The organism is Selenomonadales bacterium, assembly GCA_018335585.1.
Classification (GTDB): Bacteria; Bacillota; UBA994; order UBA994; family UBA994; genus UBA994.
In genome coordinates this window covers 67,357-82,976 of the sequence record JAGXRZ010000052.1, presented here as the reverse complement: position 1 = coordinate 82,976, position 15,620 = coordinate 67,357, and the positions used below count along the sequence as shown (strand labels likewise).

Here is a 15,620-nt window from a genome sequence, read left to right as displayed (position 1 = left end):
GCCAGGATACAATGGATGCAGTTGGCCAGGATACAATGGATGCAGTTGGCCAGGATACAATGGCTGCAATGCGCCAAGATGCAGTGGACGCAGTGCGCCAGGATGCGGTGCTCTTAGAAACATTACGCTTGGCGATCTACTATCGACTTGTCTTAGCTAAGCATTTGGCGGAGTATTTCTCTGTCCTCAAGCGGTCTCCGCACGAGAAGCACGCCTCGCTCTCTATTCCTTACTGGACCGACGAGGCAGAGAGCCGCAACTTCGCCGCTCTACGCTTCTACCTGTCGCAAGACAGCAATCTCACCAGCCTCCTCCAGGCCCTGCCGCGTTGAACTAGAGAACAAAAGGGACGGTTCTTCTTGTTTTTTTGTTGATGAAACGGTATCATTGGCGTGAGGTGAGGATTATGCCAAGAATAGGACGTCAAGCAAGCAGCACCGGTTATTATCACGTTATGGTTCGCGGAATCAACAAGGAGTTTGTCTTTCAGAGCGATAGCGAGAGACGACTTCTGTTAGAGCTACTCTGTGAACAGCACGCTAAGGATAGTTTCGAGCTGGCGGCTTGGTGCATTATGAGCAACCATCTGCACGCCCTTGTTAAGGCTGAACTTGCGACGCTATCACGCGCGGTTAAGGTGATCAACCTGCGGTATGCGGCTAGGTACAATAGCATGCATCAGCGCGTGGGTCCTGTTTTTGGCGACCGGTACCGCAGTGAGGCTATCGAGGACGAGGCCTACTTGCTAGGAGCGCTCCGTTACATACACATGAATCCCGTGCAGGCAAACTTAGTGCAAGACCCGGCAGACTATAGATGGAGTAGCTACAAGGAATATACTGCGGACGCAGTTCACATAAGCGAAACACAGAAGGCGTTTGTGTTAGGACTACTCGGTGGAAGTGCGCGTAGATTCACGGAGTTTCACCGCCAAAGTGATCTCACCCTGTACCTCGAAACCGGCGAAGACCGCGAAAGCTATCGGTTAGCTGTCGCACACAAGGTCTTAGAGCAATTCTGTGCTCTGCATGGCATAGAAAGAGCCGAGCAGCTGAAGGGCGACCCAGAACGCTTCTCGGCCATCAGTCGGCAGTTGACACAAAATGTCGGCCTTACGTTACGCAAGGCCGCGGAAATGCTTGAGACTTCTCATACCAAGGTGTATCAGGCGTTGCAGGAGGACTAGCAGCTTACAAGCGGGCAGCTGATTTCCATGAAGAACCGTCCCTTTTGTTCCCGAGAAACTATTGCTCTCTTTTGTCCGTCGCGCCGCAGTGGACCGCCGACATTCCTTCACACATCGCGGCGATTAAAGATGCGTATCGCCAGCGTGAGCATAACAACAATGTATCCTGCTGTGTAGACCAGCATCCAGTCGCTCGGGGTCGAGTGACTGCCAAACGGGCCAAAGACATGGGCTGGGTTAAAGAAGACCATGTCAGGGGAGGTCCCCTGCAATAACAGGTGATTTACTACCGTTGCCACCACCCGCCGGTACACTGCGTCCGCAGGCAGTATGAGGCTCGTAATGACGCCGATATAGATGGCGGCGGTGCTACCTAGCATGGCCCCAATTTGTTCGATCATGCCCCCCATCACGGACAGCGCGTACAGGCCAAACGCCAAGACGCCATTGCTCAAGGTAGGGAGCCTTGTAGTCCCAAGCATAGTCACGGATAAAAGCACTAACGGCTTTAAGGCAAATAGGGCGAGCGCCACCCAACGACCCGGCAGGAGCAGACCTGTCTGCCAGTACACTAGGCCGACAAGCGCAAGAAAGAATAAAGCCGCATAAGTGACCAGCATAGCTGCCAAGCCGAAGTATTTCCCCAGCAGCAGGTCACGGCGGGTAAGGGGACGCGCCGCCAGCGGATAAAGCGTGCCGTTCTCTATTTCCCCGGCAATACTGCCTACCGCGGCAAGGATTGCCAAACCCGCGACCAAGAAGCTGGCGAGGTAAATCCCCATACTGAAGAGGACAAGTGGTTCTATAAGCTCAAAGACATCGGCGGCGGCCGGGTCGGCAATCCTAGCATTTGTCCCCACCATAAAGTGTAGGCCGATACCATACAGGGTGAGAAAGGCTAGGGTGAGAAGCGCAGCAACAAGAACGACTCGCTTGCGCAAAGCTTCCTTAAATGTAAAGACGGCCATCAACCACATGTCTTTTCGCCCTCCTGCACTAAACGGACAAAAACGTCCTCAAGGGAATTGTGGTGTGGCGTCACTTCGTAGATGCGGCAGCCATGTGCCGCGAGTTTGGCCACGACATCGGCGACTTCCTCGGGACTTGAGGTGCGCAACGTGAGTAAGTCCCCCTCTATTTGCAGGTCGGGGTACTTTGTCTGCAATTCCACAGCGAGCACTACAGGCAGGTCGCGCAGTTTTATGGCGACGGCGGTTGATGCGGCTTGCAGTTCATGCGGCTTGCCGTCGGCGACCACAATACCGTGATTGATGATCGACACACGGTCACAGACCTGCTCTACCTCGCTTAGGAGATGACTGTTCAAAAACACAGTTTTGCCGGCCGCTTTAAGCGAGAGGAGAATCTCTCGCACTTCGCGTCGTCCAAGCGGATCGAGCGCTGAGGTGGGCTCATCTAAAAACACCACGCGCGGGTCCCCTACTAACGCCGCGGCCAGCCCCAGCCGTTGCTGCATTCCCTTGCTGTAATTTGCAATGAGCTTTTCACCCTCTTTGGCCAGACCGACCAGCTCTAGGGCCGCTGATGCGCTGCGCTTAGCGGCCCTGTGGTCTAAGCCTGCGAGGTGCGCGTGGAAGTTGACGAGTTCTCGCCCCTTTAGCCAACCGTGCAAGCGAAAGTTCTCCGGCAGGAAGCCTATTTGCCGTCGACTCCGCACATCCTCCGGCGCGTATCCCGCAACCACGGCCTCCCCGGCGGTAGGGTAGACGAGGCCGACCAGCATTTTAACCAGGGTGCTTTTGCCGGCGCCGTTGGGGCCAAGGAACCCGAAAATCTGCCCCTCCTCCACGGAGAGGCAGATGTCTCGGCAAGCTACTTGTTGGCCGTAGACCTTGGTAAGATGCGTAACTTTAATAATCGCCACTACCTTATCTCCCCCGCGATGCTTAATGCCGCCTCTAGGGACAGACCGCTAATGGCCCTCCAGCTACCGCCCTCGCGCCACGCTAGGACGACAGTCCTGTCGACCTCATTCATGAAGTAGACGGCGGGGCTGCCGTTTACTGTAGTGTCTGTCCAGCTCATACCCGGTAATGCAGGGATGGGCAGGGTTTGCCGCCAGTCGTGGATATCGGCGAGTTGTCGGCGAAAGTTTTCCGGCAGGAAGGGCACCCGCACGAGCGCCTGGCGCAGATAGGCAATGTCGACCCCCGGCGGAGCTTCTATCGTCAGGTCGCGGGCAGCATAAATGGCGAACCCTTGCCCCGTGGGACCAAAGTATTGCGCCCGGATTACGGGTGGAATGTTAAAGATAACGGATTGCCCCGCTAAGGCTTGCGGCAGCACCACAGCGCTGTTGCGGCGCAAGTAGTTGTTAAGATTCTCGACATCGGGGGTAAAGGTGATAGTCGGGGCCTGCTCCACGATAATCTCGGTCCGCGTCTGACCGGCGAGCGTAGCGGGCAGATTAAGCTTAACGCCGCTTAACCCCTCGACTTGTGAGGGATCGGCTTCGACCCTCCAGTCGGCGGCGGTCGGAACAGTAACTTGCACGCGGCCGAAGTTCCTGATGTCGACGGTGCCACCCTCGCCGTGAAAGTTATCAAGTAGCTGCCCTAACTCCAGCATGTCCGCGGAAGTGATCTCGACGAGCTGTATCCTCTCCATGCGGAAAATGTTCAGAAACTGCGCGGCTAGAGAGCGGCCCGGCGGTGAACTTAAGATGAGCGCAAGCGCTAGGACCGCTGCGCTTACGCCGGTCAGCCATCTATACTTTTGCATCATGCTAATTAGCCTCCTCTGTTTGTTTTGGGATGCCTGACGATGGCGCAAGTAGCTCATGGGGATGACGTGCTCAGGGCGGCTTATAGCTGCGGTTGCTTGCATGTACGATGTTAAGGAAACCGCCGTGCAATTGGCAAGTTCTGCTAAACTACGCAGACGTTCACGGCATGCGGCACACTCCGCTAAGTGAGCCGCCACGTCTCCGGCCTGCTGCACGTCTAATTCGGCGTCAAGATAAGTTTGCAGAATCCCTTCTTCCAGACACATAATCACCCCTCCCCTCCAGTTCGTTGTACAGGTCGCGAAAGTGCCGTCTAGCCCGAGCGAGAATCGTGCCCACTGAGCCCTTTTCCACCTCAATGACCGAAGCAATTTCCGTATAACTGTGTCCTGCGTTTCTTAGCAGCAGACACATGCGGTCGCGCGGCTCTAAATTCGCCAAGCAGCGATGCACTCGCTTCGCCTCTTGGTCGCGGATAACCGCTTCCTCTAAGGGAACTACGTCGGCTTCCTCGCGGTACTGCCCCTCCTCGCGGCGGCGACGACGGGCCTCGCCTCGCAAGTAGTTGTACCCCAAGTTAGCCGCCACTCGCAGTAGCCACCCGCCTAATCCGCTTTGGTCGCGGGGAGGACTGAGGTGCAGTTTTAGGAAAACCTCTTGGGCAATCTCCCGCGCCGCCTCCCGCTCTCCAAGCAGGTAGTACAGTCGTTGGTACACCAAAGCCTGATAGCTCTGATACAAGGCATCGAATTCCCGCGTCGTTTGCGCCACCCTCCTTCCTTACATGCAACGTCTATCTTTATAACACCGACGACGCGAACTTTGTGACATGGGGCGAGACATTTTGGGAATTGACAGCAGAGAGTATGAGTTGTAATATGGTAATGATATCACTATGATATCTACAGGGCAAAGGAGATGATTCTATTGCGTAGATTGCTGGCCACCGTGCTGTTACTTGCTGTTTTCCCCCTGGTTGCTTGTCGACCTGTCACTGTGCAGCCACGTCCCGAAGCCGAAACCGTTCTAGCGTCTGCGTTAGTCTCGCATCTAGCGGGCGGCCAATACGCTTTAGCGGTGGGCATGTTTGACCGCACTATGCGCAGGCAGCTCCCGGCAGCTACGCTTAAGGCCGCGTGGGAGAATGCGACATCACGCTTAGGCGAACTGCGAGCACACCAGCCAAGAGAAAAAACACCGCTGGGAGAACATATGGTGGTCTTAGTGGATGCGACTTTTGCGCAGGGAAGCATGACAGTGCGGGTCGTGTTTGACGCCTCTAAGTCAGTAGCCGGGTTATGGTTTGACAATATCCAAACCGCTTCGCGCTACCAGTCGCCCTCTTATGTGGATTTTACTCGTTTTACAGAAGAACCGGCAACTGTAGGCGAGGGCGAGTGGGCGATGCCGGGCACACTAACTTTGCCGCTGGGCGCCGCGGGGCCGGTACCGGCGGTAATCCTCGTGCATGGCTCGGGGCCACAAGACAGAAATACGACCATCTTGGACAACAAGCCTTTCAAGGATTTAGCGCATGGTCTAGCCTCACGCGGTATCGCTGTTTTGCGCTACGACAAACGCACCAAGGTGCATGGCGCAAGAATGCAGAGCGATTTAGTAACACCCCATGAGGAGACCGTGGAAGATGCGGTCTTGGCTTTAAGGCTCCTGCTAGCGGACTCGCGCATTGATTCACAGCGCGTTTTCGTGCTAGGCCATAGTCTTGGGGGGATGCTTGCCCCGCGCATCGGGGAACTGGAGCCGAGAGTAGCAGGGCTAATCCTTCTCGCAGGTGCGGCACGCCCCTTAGAAGACTTAGTGCTCGCGCAGTCCGAGTACCTGTACAATCTCGATGGCGAGCTAACGAGCATAGAGCGACGTCACCTGCAGGCCATCCGTGCACAAGTCAACCGTGTCAAAGACCCAAGGTTGTCTGCCGGAACGCGTAGTGACCAACTGCCGCTCGGCATTCCTGCCGCCTACTGGCTATGGTTACGCGATTACAGCCCCATTAATACACTAAGGCAACTACAAAAGCCCACCTTCGTGCTGCAGGGTGAGCGTGATTACCAAGTTACTATGGACGACTTTGCCCTATGGATGAGCATCGGTGACCCCGTCGAGGGCCGGTCGTACCCCCACCTAAATCACCTGTTTATGGGCGGGACAGGGGTGCCGTCCCCGGCCGAGTATGAAGTACCCGGCAATGTAGCCGCCGAGGTTATCGCGGATATCGCGGCGTGGTTAAACCGATAAGCTGTCCCTCTCTTCCGTCAGACTATGCGAAAACATGGCCACCTCTTGCTGGTAGAAAGCAGGAGACAACAGAGATCCTGTAGATTTCCGGAAACAAAAGAAACAAAAGGGACGGTTCTTTTTGTTTTTCTGTAAGGATCATTGGCTTGAGGCGGTGGAGGCATTCTTCCTCTACACAGCAGCACAAATTGTGCGCAGCGTCTCTAGCCCGCGCGCCTCTGCTTCTTTGGCCTTTAGTAATGCATGGATGGCGGCATTTCTGTCATTCCCGCTAGTTGAATCAGGAGGGAAGGGGTAAATGCTCTTTAAGGTTGACAGGTGGCACAGGACTTTTTCATAGTTGTTTAGAGCGTCAGCAAAGAGCTCGGGAGAGCCCAATCGCTCACCAAAACAAAAGGGACGGTTCTTCTTGTTTTTTGCTGATCGTAGGGTGCCATTGGCGTATTAAATAGCTGCCCCCTTAGCGTTATGAACCCGGATAGCGGTATGGGGTGTGCCCTGAAAGGCTGTCCTAGGGCGTGGGAAAGCAGGAGATTACACACGCCGCCGTGGGTAACGAGGGCGACTGCTCGATAAGGTAGCTCCGCAAGTTCGCTCAGAAACGAAAAGACGCGCTCCCGGAGGTCCGCAAGTGACTCGCCGCCGGGAGGGGCGCCCAGCTCAATGTCGTTATACCACTGGCGCACTTCCTGACCATAGGCGTCCATCGCCTCAGCATATGTCATTCCTTCGATGCGGCCGAAATTGAGCTCGCGTAACCTCGCGTCACGATGCACGGGTAGCTTGGCGCGGTTGGCTAGGGGATACGCAGTTGCTAGGGCGCGGGGTAGGTCGCTGGCAAAGACCGCATCTAGGCCTACATCCGCTAGCCTTTCTGCCAGTTCCTCCGCTTGTCGCACGCCGAGCGGCGTGAGCGGGCTATCAGTGTGGCCGAGGTAGCGCATCTGTGTGTTAGCCTTTGTTTCGGCGTGCCGAATTACATACAAGCACAGGGATGATGGAGGAGCCATATTCTTCATAACTCAGCACTTCCGCTCACACCTAGCATCCCTACGGCAATTAACAGAAACAGTGCTTCGGCGAGTTCATTGAGCGCCCCATAGGTGTCGCCGGTAAGCCCGCCAAACGTGCGGGCGAGGAGCCGTGCCCAGAGCATGGTCAAAAGCAAAGCTGCTGTCGCGGCTACCGCACCTAAGGCGCCTGTCAGCATAAGTAACGGGGCGACCAGCGTGGCCAGCGCAAAAATCCAAGACGTGCGCGCCAGCGGTTGTGTAAAGCACTTGCCCAATCCCTGTTCACGTACATATGAGGAGGTTTGCGTGGCAAACAAAATAGCGCTTCTCCCAACCGCGGGTGCCAACAAAATTAGTGCTGGGCGAGCGTGCAACTCCGTTAACAATGAGAATTTTAGGCCTAGCAGCAGTACTATAGCCAGCGCTCCCATAGCCCCTATGCGGCTGTCCTTCATTACGGCGAGCATTTCGCCCCGTGGCTTGCGCGACCCTAGCGCATCAAAAGTGTCCATCCAACCATCGAGATGAAGCCCTCCCGTTATTAGCGCGTTAGCAATTAAGCTTAACCAGGTGGCCACGGAAGTGGTAAAAAGGGACAAGCCCAGCAAGTAGCAGAGGACATTAAAGAAACCAACTACGAGACCAACGAAGGGGAAGAATGCGACAGTGCGGCTCATCTCTTCGTCTGAGACGGCTCCTAATCTCGGGAACGGTATAGTGGTAAGGAACGACAGAGCAAGTTGCAGCACCGCCATGGCAGACGCCCTACTCCTCGGCAAGCGCTCCATCAGTTCAATCCCACAATCTTAAGTACTTGCGCTACATCAAGGTGTGCTCGCACGTGGGCTGCAAGGCGATCTAGCTCCGCTACCCTAAAGGCTTGGTAGTGAAACGGCGCACTGAGCGGCGCCAGCCCTTTCTTGTTCCGCAAGTAATTAATAAAGGAATGGCGGAACTCGTCGTTGTCAAAGACGCCGTGGATGTACGTTCCCCAGATCTCCCCCTGTACGCACCCATCACATTTGCCATCTATGGCGAAGGCGGGGGTCCCCAGCGCACTTGACTCACCCATATGAACCTCATAGCCATGCACGATTCCAGAGTAAAACGGCAAATTGCACTGTGCTACAGAGCGGACGGTGCGCTTAGTTTTGCGAAAAACAGTGGTTACCGGCAATAGTCCCAGAGCGTCGACAAAGGCGTCGGCGCCCTCTACTCCATCCGGGTCGTATATGCGTTCTCCGAGCATTTGGTAGCCTCCACAGATACCGACAATGCACACTCCACGCAGAGCTGCCGTAGCGATGCTTTCTGTCAGGCCAGTGGCCTGCAGAAATCTAAAATCGGCTGCGGTGTTCTTCGTTCCGGGGAGGACGACTGCGTCCGCATTAAGGATGTCGCCTGGTTTGGTGGTGTAAATCACCCGCACGCCATTCTCTCGCCCTAAGGGGGCAAAATCCGTAAAGTTTGAGAGCCTCGGAAGCCTTGGCACGGCGATGGTAATCGCGGCGTCCGTCGTGGTGTGCGAGTAATCCTCTAGCGCTACCGAGTCTTCTTCGTCGAGGGACAGGTGCGGCAAAAAGGGGATAACACCTAGCACCGGTTTGTGGGTAAGGCCCTCCAACATAGCTACTCCATCCGCAAAAAGCGATAGATCACCCCTAAACTTGTTCACTATAATTCCGCGCACTAATCCTCGCTCTTCGCGGGGAAGCAGTTCCATGGTTCCATAGAGGGAGGCAAATACTCCTCCCCGGTCAATGTCTCCCACAAGCAACACCGGTGCATTAGCGAGCTTAACCGCCGCCATATTGACAATGTCCCTGTCCCTTAGATTAATCTCCACCGGGCTGCCTGCGCCCTCCATCACAACAACATCGAAGCGTTGCATAAGGCTATTTAGGGCTTGCTTAACGAGAGGAAGGGCTTTGTCGAGGTAGTACTCGCGGTATTCTCTTGCAGTCATATGGGCTAGGGGTTTGCCCATAACTACTACCTGTGCGCTCATCTCCCCCGCGGGCTTAAGCAAAATGGGATTCATTTCTATCTCGGGCTCGATGCCACAAGCTTCAGCCTGTAACGCCTGGGCACGACCAATTTCAAGGCCATCGGGTGTGACAAACGAGTTAAGTGCCATATTCTGCGCTTTAAAGGGTGCTACGGAATAGCCCTCTTGCACAAGAATTCGGCAGAGAGCGGCAGTAAGGAGACTTTTGCCTACATGTGAGCCTGTGCCCTGCAGCATAATGGCCTTACCCAAGGCGCACCACCCCGTCCTTCTTTAATGTCACGGGCATTCCCGCCACGCAAAGGTATACATCCTCTGCAGAGGTAGCTATCTGTGCATTGACTAGCCCTAAGCAATCGCGAAAGATTCGTCCGAGCTTGTATGGGGGAACAAGGCCAAAACCCACTTCATTGGTCACCAAAATGGCCTCCCCGGGGCGTATGGACAATTCCTCTAGTAATGCGCAGGTGAGGCCATTCATTTTTTCAATAAATTCCTGCGCATGGCGCACATTGTTCTCCTCGTCAGCCAAGAGGTGATTGCTTACCCAGAGCCCCAAGCAGTCAATCAACAGGCAAGTCTCTGGGTCTTGACGTGTTATTGCCGCCGGCAAGTCCAGCGGGACTTCCTCTGTTGTCCAATGCGCGGGGCGTCGCGCTTGATGCAGGGAGATTCTATCGCGCATTTCTTCGTCGTTTGCCTCGCAAGTGGCAAGATAGACTACGCTCCGAGCCTTCATAGCAAAGGCTTCGGCCAAGGCGCTCTTGCCGCTACGCACTCCTCCTGTTACAAGGGTAATGCGTCCCATATGCTTCTTCTGCCTCCTTAGCCCCTTACGCCATTTTTTCTAACCTGCCAATACACGTGAGCGGCCTTATTGTCGCCAAAGCCTCTCTGTAGGCGGCTTCATTACAGGCAAAGACCAAAGCAGTAGCGGGGCCTGCCGACTTGTGGTAGTCGTAGGTGCAACCCGGAGCTAGCGACAGGTGGAGGTTTGCGGAGCTAGCAATGGCTTTGGCTTCGTAAAGGACGCCCTTTGAGCCTGCGGGGCTTATGTCTTTAATGCCCTTGGTGCCTAGCAGCCATTTGAGTTTGGTCAGATCGGCATTCTCGTGGTCGTCAAGCGCTACTTCATCTCCCACTTTAGGGTGTCCCAAGGCTACCACTAAGTCGCCAGCTTGTGCTATGCCCACCCGCCAGGATTTGTTAGTAGCTAGCCCGATACATGTTATACCTACACCCGTCTGTCGCGTGGGGACATTCTTCTCCGTGCTAACGATAGTCACGCTCTCGGGTGAGCGGTGGAGAATCGCACTCTCCTGATAAACACCCTGCAAGATAAGGTCGGCGACATGCGGAGTTACAGAGAGAGTGCAGGAGAGTGCCGTCAGAGATGCTCCGGTGGCATAGAGTTCCATGAGCGCTACCCGCGCTAAAAACCTGCCAACGACCGCAGGCTCGGCGCAGACGACGTCTAACTCTTGGTTGCCGATGCCACCTATTGAGTCGCACGTGACAACTATGGTGGTGTCGCCCTTGGGGATAGCCAAAAAATCTCTACTTGGCATGCTAGATTTTAGTAAGTAGGGGCAGCTTGGCAAGGGCTAGAGCTACAGACACATTAAGAACTGATGCTCCCAATATCGATGGTGTTGCAGCTAAGAAGAAGGCCGTACCAAAATCTGGGATGACAATAAAGAGGGCCGGTAGCGCTAGGCCGTTAATAACAACACCTACGGCACATCCCAGCAATTTGCTGCGTTTGGCTGCTACGCCGGTTAGATAGCCCGCCAACACCATTCCGAGAGCAACTATGGCGTGAATCGGTGCGCCTAGCGGCAGGCCGCTGACAAAGGCGGTAGCAACGTGCCCAAGACCGGCGACCACGGCACCACTTAGCGGAGAAACAGCTAAAGCCGCGTAATAGCCAGGTACTGCGTCAAAGGCTAGGGAACCTACTATGCTTGGAATTCTTACAAACGAACCGAGAACGGAGAGTGCAACGAGTACGGCCACGCGTGTGAGTTGCTTGATTTTCATCCCGGAAGTCTCCTCTCAATCAAAAAATCCTTAACCACACTCGGTTAAGGTAAGGTGAAAGCTTAGGCTGCCCACAGCTTCGACCCTGTCCCTTCGGCCGAAGGACGGTGTCACAATCTGCGAGGCAGGTTTCCTGGCTCCGGGAATCACGCGCTTAGCTCCTTCCCATTCGCATGGCGAACAGTGGCTTAGGCCAAACACTACCCGTTACAGTGGCGGGACCGCTCAGGACTTAACCTGATTCCCTTTTAACCCCCAATGCACTCGGGGGCACCCCACAGCGATATTAAACTACAGCAGGAGTATAGCGCAGCAATGCAGAAAAGTAAACCAACAACGCGCAGTAGCCCCGTGTACCGTCCACTAAATCGGAGGTGTCCGCGTGAAAATTCTCATTAACCCCGTGATTTCCCCCGATCAGTTGTGGGACTTCTACGCCCGCAACAACATCTGTGAAGCTGGCTACGGCAAGGAGACTGCCGGTAAGGTGCTTGAGCACAGCAGTGTTGTAGTTGCTGCATTTGCAGGGGAGCAACTCGTGGGTATTGCCCGGGCAATGTTTGACGGCTTGTCTGCTGACATTGGGGAGTTTTGCCTAGAAAACACGCTTCAGGGGGAGGGGCTGGTTTACCAGAACGGCTCCCTTATGGAGAAGGACCTTCAGGGCGTGGGCAAGGCCATGGGTGAGGTGCTGCTGGCGGAGCTGATGCGTATGGGAGCAACGTTTATTAGCTGCTACTTGGTTGGAAACTGCGAGGAACGGTTCTACGAGAGCCTCGGGTTCCGCGAGAATACGGGTCATAAGGTCTATGTAATAGATAAGCGCCCTTACATAACCTAGTGAACCAAAGGGGGGCGATTAAGAGGCCATTATGGACACTGAAAGAATTATGGCTTGGGGCCTTGAAAAAATGAAGTTTACGGACGAGAGTCCGCTTGAGACCGGGTATAGGTACTACCATGGGCTAAGAACGGCACGCATCGCCATATCCTTAGCTGACGGTTTGAACCTAGCTATAGACCGCGATGTATTGTTTGCGGGAGGCTTTCTGCATGATGTAGGCAAGGCAGGCTATAGGGGGCCGGATCACGGCGCGCGGGGCGAGGCGATGATTCGCAGTGAGATCCCAAGCTTGTTCGCAGATACCGAGCTTGACGCGGTGTGTAGTATTGTCAGGAATCACTACCATCGGCCGAACAGCCGGCATTATTGCGGCAAGGAGAAACCGTCCTTCCCCGCTCCGGTCTTACTCGTTCAGGATGCGGACACTTTGGATCACTTTGGTGGCAATGCGCTCTGGCTGGCGTTTCGCTGGGCGGTGGCGCATGGCCGCACTCAAAGCGATGCGTTGGAGTTTCACCGCGAACAGGACGCGACTTGGCGGCGCGAGGCCCTCGAGGGGCTGAACTTTTCTCTTAGCCGCCGCGAACTCGAAGCGCGTATTGCTCGTATCGACGCCTTCTTTGCGCTGTGGGAGAAGGAGGAGCAGGGAAAGTTATCAACGCCAATCACTTGCCAACGTACTCGTAGAGGAAGATATTTGTGTCGTGGTCGTCCCACTCCCCAAAACCTTTGTTAACAAGGGAGTCGCGTAAAGCAGTGTTTTTGGGACACATGGCAATGATCTCTTCTACCATGAGGCTCTCGGCTCGTGCAATGGCCGCGTCGATAAGCGCGGAATAATGCTCTTCGCCCTGAATGTAGCTAAGGAAGAGCGCTGAAACCTTGGAATGCCTAGTGCTGGCAATAGCCATGCCTTGTATGCGACCATCAATGCACAGTCCGTATACAGCCCCCTCGCTGACAAGACACTTTAGTAGGCGAGGAGTAATTTTCTCGAACGTAAAGTCAAAGGAAGCGTATCCATAAAATTCGCCTAGTGCCTCTCCGCTGAGAGCTGCTTCTACTAAGCTAGGGTCGCTCAAAGTTTGGTAGCATGCGGGAGTGGCCTCGCACGGGTTGATGGGACGAAACAAGGCCTTATATTCTGCCACTCGCTTAAAGCCATGGCTTTCAATGATGCCGATGCTTTCGTGATTGCCAATGTAGGTGCTGAGCCTAATATTTTCAATGTGGCGGTTGAGGCATCTCTCGATACAATAGCGGGTAAGCTGTTTTCCTAAGCCTAACCCGCGCTTGCTCGGGTCTACCCGCAGGCCCTCAAGCCAAGCATCGTTATCGCCATGCATGCTCACCTTAGCAAACCCTGCTATAGCCGAATCGTAAGTGACGCAAACAAAAAACCCGTCAATATCTGCTACCCACTTATCGTAGACAGTGCTAACATAGTCATGGCCATCCCAGATTTTCTTCGATATTGCTATAATCTCGGCTTTGTCCTCTGGTCCGGCGTGCTTAAAACCTATCATCAATATCGCTCCCTTATAATTGGTCGCGCCAGCTAACGCCTCAATACCGTTTACAGGGGCCAGTCAAGACCTCGGGGTCAAAGCCTGGCAGCGGGCCTCTATAAGGCGGGCCGTGACGCTTACGGTGAGACTTACCTCTGTATACGAAAGCGCTTACAGGGCAGAAGTTATAGCAGCGCATGCAGTTTATGCAGTGCCCTTGGGTTACTATTGTACCATTCTCAAAAACTAGGTTATCTGCGGGGCAAAGTCTAGTGCACAGCCCACAGCTCGTACAGACGGTCTTGTTTACTGCCATATCATTACGCCTGCCCTCTAAGAACCTGCGATAGGGGGCTCGCTGCAGGAGTCCGCTGAGTTCGGATAGTATGTTAAATCCGCGGGTTAAGGGCTTCTCTTGAACAATGTGCTCAGATAGCCTCTGGAGTCGGCGCTTAGAAAAGGCTAGGTATTTTGTCTTTTTACTGTGGTCGTCAGTGTGGATGGCAATGGGCAAGAGCTGTACCGAAATGTTGTTAGGCATATGCAGGTGCTCTCCCCATTTTACAGCAAACCTCTTTTCCTTTAACATAGCGGCTCCTATGCGTGCGCCATCACCTGACCACAGCCATTGCGTGCAAAAAACCATGGCGCACTTGCCCGTTGCAGGCTCGAGCTCTTCAATGAACTTTTTCATGGGAATGGGCAAATCAGAGCCATAGATGGGGTAGCCAAATCCCACTAATGTGGAGGTCCTTACAAGATCATTGGCAATGGCTGCAGGTAGCTTCTCTATCGAATGGGCGGTGGTTGCTAGACCGCGGTCACCGAGTTGTCTGCTAAGCTCGGCAGCCGCCCACCACGTGTTGCCGGTTCCCGAGAAGTAGAAAATGCTTGCTGTTTTCACTGCGTTCCCCCCTACATGTGAATTATACCATGGGCATAGGCCAGACGTGGTAAGACGGAGTTCTACACCCCGGCTCCTTCTGCGGCTGTGTACCACGCCTTACGGGACGACTAGGCGGTAGTATGGATAAGGATGCGTTATTTCCACGAGGAACCGTCCCTTTTGTTTCACTTTTGTTTCATTTCCACGAAGAACCGTCCCTTTTGTTTCTTTTGTTTCTTATAGAGGAGGGAGCATGTGAATCGAGTCCGAAGAGTCTGGGTCTATGTTCTGGCATGTACGGCTCTAGTTGTCTTAGGCGGATTGCTGGCACCTTTACATCCCAATGTGATGCCTATTCAAGGATTTATCGCAGCATTCCCTAATGACAGAGTAACTATTGTTATCCCGTACCGCTTTCCTTGGTGGAACTTTCTTGGAAGAACTCCGAGGATTGCAGAGATAGACTTGGCTTCGAGCGCCTCTGTGATTTCCTATAGTGTCGACAGGAGCACGCTGTTTTCTGGAACCATTAATATCCTTATCAGACCGGACGATGCGCAGGATAGCCACCAGCTCAAGGAGGCCAAGTTTCGTTATGCCCAAACATGGCATTCCGTGCATATTGGCGATGTCAACATCGAAATCATTGAGGATACAGGCGACAGAAGCCTGTTGTTGTCAGAAGGTGCGATAATCAGACATAGCCGCTTCGAGGAGCCGTATGAAATGGCTGTAGTTAATGTCTCTCAAGAGAGCGTATCAGTGCTTGATGTTGGGGGACGTGGGATCACGTATTTGGGCGAAGGAGTTGTATTAGAGCCCGGGACGACAGCAGTCTTGGCTGTGAATATCGATCCGAATTATAAAATGGCGCGGCCCTGGATTCTGTACAGGACATCTGTCGGTGAACACATGATGCCCGGTGCAGCATGCTATCGGATTGTGGCGGGAACGGACTAGCGCTTGACTTTTCTGCAAAGTCGGCTTATGCTTAAGCAAAGCTGTGAAGGGAAAGCGAGCTTGAGCAAGGCAGTAGAGAGGGAGACCGTGGCTGAAAGTCTCCTGCCCGCTACTTAAGTGCGCCGTCGCCCCGGAGCTCTTGGCATGAAGGCTAGTAGTGCTAAGCGGGTGGC

Annotated in this window: 18 protein-coding genes and 1 riboswitch; of the genes, 6 read left to right on the top strand and 12 right to left on the bottom strand. The window is 54.3% G+C overall.

Going from position 1 to position 15,620, the window contains the following annotated elements:
* Positions 1-332: hypothetical protein (locus KGZ66_10150; GenBank protein ID MBS3985943.1), on the top strand; the 332-nt coding region annotated here is incomplete at its 5' end.
* Positions 333-406: 74 nt separating this feature from the next.
* Positions 407-1,186 (top strand): transposase, encoded by a 780-nt coding sequence (locus KGZ66_10145; GenBank protein ID MBS3985942.1) that lies wholly within the window; start codon positions 407-409, stop codon positions 1,184-1,186.
* Between the two features lie 107 nt (positions 1,187-1,293).
* On the opposite strand, the gene KGZ66_10140 is transcribed toward KGZ66_10145, so the two are convergent.
* Genes KGZ66_10140 through KGZ66_10125 form a run of 4 tightly spaced genes read right to left on the bottom strand, consistent with a single transcriptional unit; the run spans position 1,294 to position 4,703 of the window.
* On the bottom strand, positions 1,294-2,163 hold the full coding sequence (locus KGZ66_10140; protein ID MBS3985941.1) for an ABC transporter permease subunit: 870 nt from the start codon (positions 2,161-2,163) through the stop codon (positions 1,294-1,296).
* Positions 2,154-3,071, bottom strand: coding sequence for an ABC transporter ATP-binding protein (locus tag KGZ66_10135; protein ID MBS3985940.1), 918 nt, complete (start codon positions 3,069-3,071; stop codon positions 2,154-2,156). The genes KGZ66_10140 and KGZ66_10135 overlap by 10 nt, the downstream gene beginning before the upstream one ends.
* Positions 3,071-4,204 (bottom strand): zf-HC2 domain-containing protein, encoded by a 1,134-nt coding sequence (locus KGZ66_10130; GenBank protein MBS3985939.1) that lies wholly within the window; start codon positions 4,202-4,204, stop codon positions 3,071-3,073. Before KGZ66_10130 ends, KGZ66_10135 begins: the two co-directional genes overlap by 1 nt.
* Positions 4,161-4,703: a sigma-70 family RNA polymerase sigma factor gene (locus KGZ66_10125; GenBank protein ID MBS3985938.1), complete on the bottom strand. Its 543-nt coding sequence runs from the start codon at positions 4,701-4,703 to the stop codon at positions 4,161-4,163. Before KGZ66_10125 ends, KGZ66_10130 begins: the two co-directional genes overlap by 44 nt.
* A gap of 156 nt (positions 4,704-4,859) precedes the next feature.
* On the opposite strand from KGZ66_10125, the gene KGZ66_10120 reads away from it, so the two are divergent.
* Positions 4,860-6,188, top strand: a complete 1,329-nt coding sequence (locus KGZ66_10120) for an alpha/beta fold hydrolase (protein ID MBS3985937.1) — start codon at positions 4,860-4,862, stop codon at positions 6,186-6,188.
* A gap of 344 nt (positions 6,189-6,532) precedes the next feature.
* On the opposite strand, the gene KGZ66_10115 is transcribed toward KGZ66_10120, so the two are convergent.
* From KGZ66_10115 to KGZ66_10090, 6 genes are read right to left on the bottom strand one after another with little or no spacing between them, the layout of a single operon-like run.
* Positions 6,533-7,207, bottom strand: coding sequence for a histidine phosphatase family protein (locus KGZ66_10115; protein MBS3985936.1), 675 nt, complete (start codon positions 7,205-7,207; stop codon positions 6,533-6,535).
* The gene (cobS, locus tag KGZ66_10110; GenBank protein ID MBS3985935.1) at positions 7,204-7,956 is read right to left on the bottom strand and encodes an adenosylcobinamide-GDP ribazoletransferase; all 753 of its coding nucleotides are present in this window, start codon (positions 7,954-7,956) and stop codon (positions 7,204-7,206) included. The genes KGZ66_10115 and cobS overlap by 4 nt, the downstream gene beginning before the upstream one ends.
* Before the next feature lie 32 nt (positions 7,957-7,988).
* Positions 7,989-9,461, bottom strand: coding sequence for a cobyric acid synthase (locus KGZ66_10105; protein MBS3985934.1), 1,473 nt, complete (start codon positions 9,459-9,461; stop codon positions 7,989-7,991).
* Positions 9,454-10,017, bottom strand: coding sequence for a bifunctional adenosylcobinamide kinase/adenosylcobinamide-phosphate guanylyltransferase (gene cobU / locus KGZ66_10100; protein ID MBS3985933.1), 564 nt, complete (start codon positions 10,015-10,017; stop codon positions 9,454-9,456). The genes KGZ66_10105 and cobU overlap by 8 nt, the downstream gene beginning before the upstream one ends.
* Before the next feature lie 25 nt (positions 10,018-10,042).
* Positions 10,043-10,777 carry a hypothetical protein gene (locus KGZ66_10095; GenBank protein MBS3985932.1) on the bottom strand — a complete coding sequence of 245 codons (735 nt, stop codon included), beginning with the start codon at positions 10,775-10,777 and terminating at the stop codon, positions 10,043-10,045.
* Between the two features lies 1 nt (position 10,778).
* Positions 10,779-11,249, bottom strand: a complete 471-nt coding sequence (locus KGZ66_10090; GenBank protein MBS3985931.1) for an ECF transporter S component — start codon at positions 11,247-11,249, stop codon at positions 10,779-10,781.
* A 105-nt stretch (positions 11,250-11,354) separates the two neighbouring features.
* Positions 11,355-11,542, bottom strand: a riboswitch (cobalamin riboswitch).
* Between the two features lie 89 nt (positions 11,543-11,631).
* Between KGZ66_10090 and KGZ66_10085 the strand changes: the two genes are divergently transcribed.
* Together KGZ66_10085 and KGZ66_10080 are read left to right on the top strand one after the other, a co-directional pair.
* On the top strand, positions 11,632-12,090 hold the full coding sequence (locus tag KGZ66_10085) for a hypothetical protein (GenBank protein MBS3985930.1): 459 nt from the start codon (positions 11,632-11,634) through the stop codon (positions 12,088-12,090).
* Positions 12,091-12,121: 31 nt separating this feature from the next.
* On the top strand, positions 12,122-12,829 hold the full coding sequence (locus tag KGZ66_10080) for an HD domain-containing protein (GenBank protein MBS3985929.1): 708 nt from the start codon (positions 12,122-12,124) through the stop codon (positions 12,827-12,829).
* On the opposite strand, the gene KGZ66_10075 is transcribed toward KGZ66_10080, so the two are convergent.
* On the bottom strand, positions 12,759-13,619 hold the full coding sequence (locus KGZ66_10075) for a GNAT family N-acetyltransferase (protein ID MBS3985928.1): 861 nt from the start codon (positions 13,617-13,619) through the stop codon (positions 12,759-12,761). The genes KGZ66_10080 and KGZ66_10075 overlap by 71 nt on opposite strands.
* Positions 13,620-13,659: 40 nt before the next feature.
* Positions 13,660-14,505, bottom strand: a complete 846-nt coding sequence (locus KGZ66_10070; GenBank protein ID MBS3985927.1) for an EFR1 family ferrodoxin — start codon at positions 14,503-14,505, stop codon at positions 13,660-13,662.
* A 237-nt stretch (positions 14,506-14,742) separates the two neighbouring features.
* On the opposite strand from KGZ66_10070, the gene KGZ66_10065 reads away from it, so the two are divergent.
* A complete protein-coding gene (locus tag KGZ66_10065) occupies positions 14,743-15,447 on the top strand; it encodes a hypothetical protein (protein MBS3985926.1) in 705 nt (234 codons plus the stop codon).
* Positions 15,448-15,620 lie beyond the last annotated feature (173 nt).

Coding starts and splice junctions, on each gene's coding strand:
- KGZ66_10140 (MBS3985941.1), bottom strand. CDS start 2,163: ATGTGGTTGATGGCCGTCTTTACATTTAAGGAAGCTTTGCGCAAGCGA.
- KGZ66_10090 (MBS3985931.1), bottom strand. CDS start 11,249: ATGAAAATCAAGCAACTCACACGCGTGGCCGTACTCGTTGCACTCTCC.
- KGZ66_10080 (MBS3985929.1), top strand. CDS start 12,122: ATGGACACTGAAAGAATTATGGCTTGGGGCCTTGAAAAAATGAAGTTT.
- KGZ66_10115 (MBS3985936.1), bottom strand. CDS start 7,207: ATGAAGAATATGGCTCCTCCATCATCCCTGTGCTTGTATGTAATTCGG.
- KGZ66_10075 (MBS3985928.1), bottom strand. CDS start 13,619: ATGATAGGTTTTAAGCACGCCGGACCAGAGGACAAAGCCGAGATTATA.
- KGZ66_10145 (MBS3985942.1), top strand. CDS start 407: ATGCCAAGAATAGGACGTCAAGCAAGCAGCACCGGTTATTATCACGTT.
- cobU (MBS3985933.1), bottom strand. CDS start 10,017: ATGGGACGCATTACCCTTGTAACAGGAGGAGTGCGTAGCGGCAAGAGC.
- cobS (MBS3985935.1), bottom strand. CDS start 7,956: ATGGCGGTGCTGCAACTTGCTCTGTCGTTCCTTACCACTATACCGTTC.
- KGZ66_10095 (MBS3985932.1), bottom strand. CDS start 10,777: ATGCCAAGTAGAGATTTTTTGGCTATCCCCAAGGGCGACACCACCATA.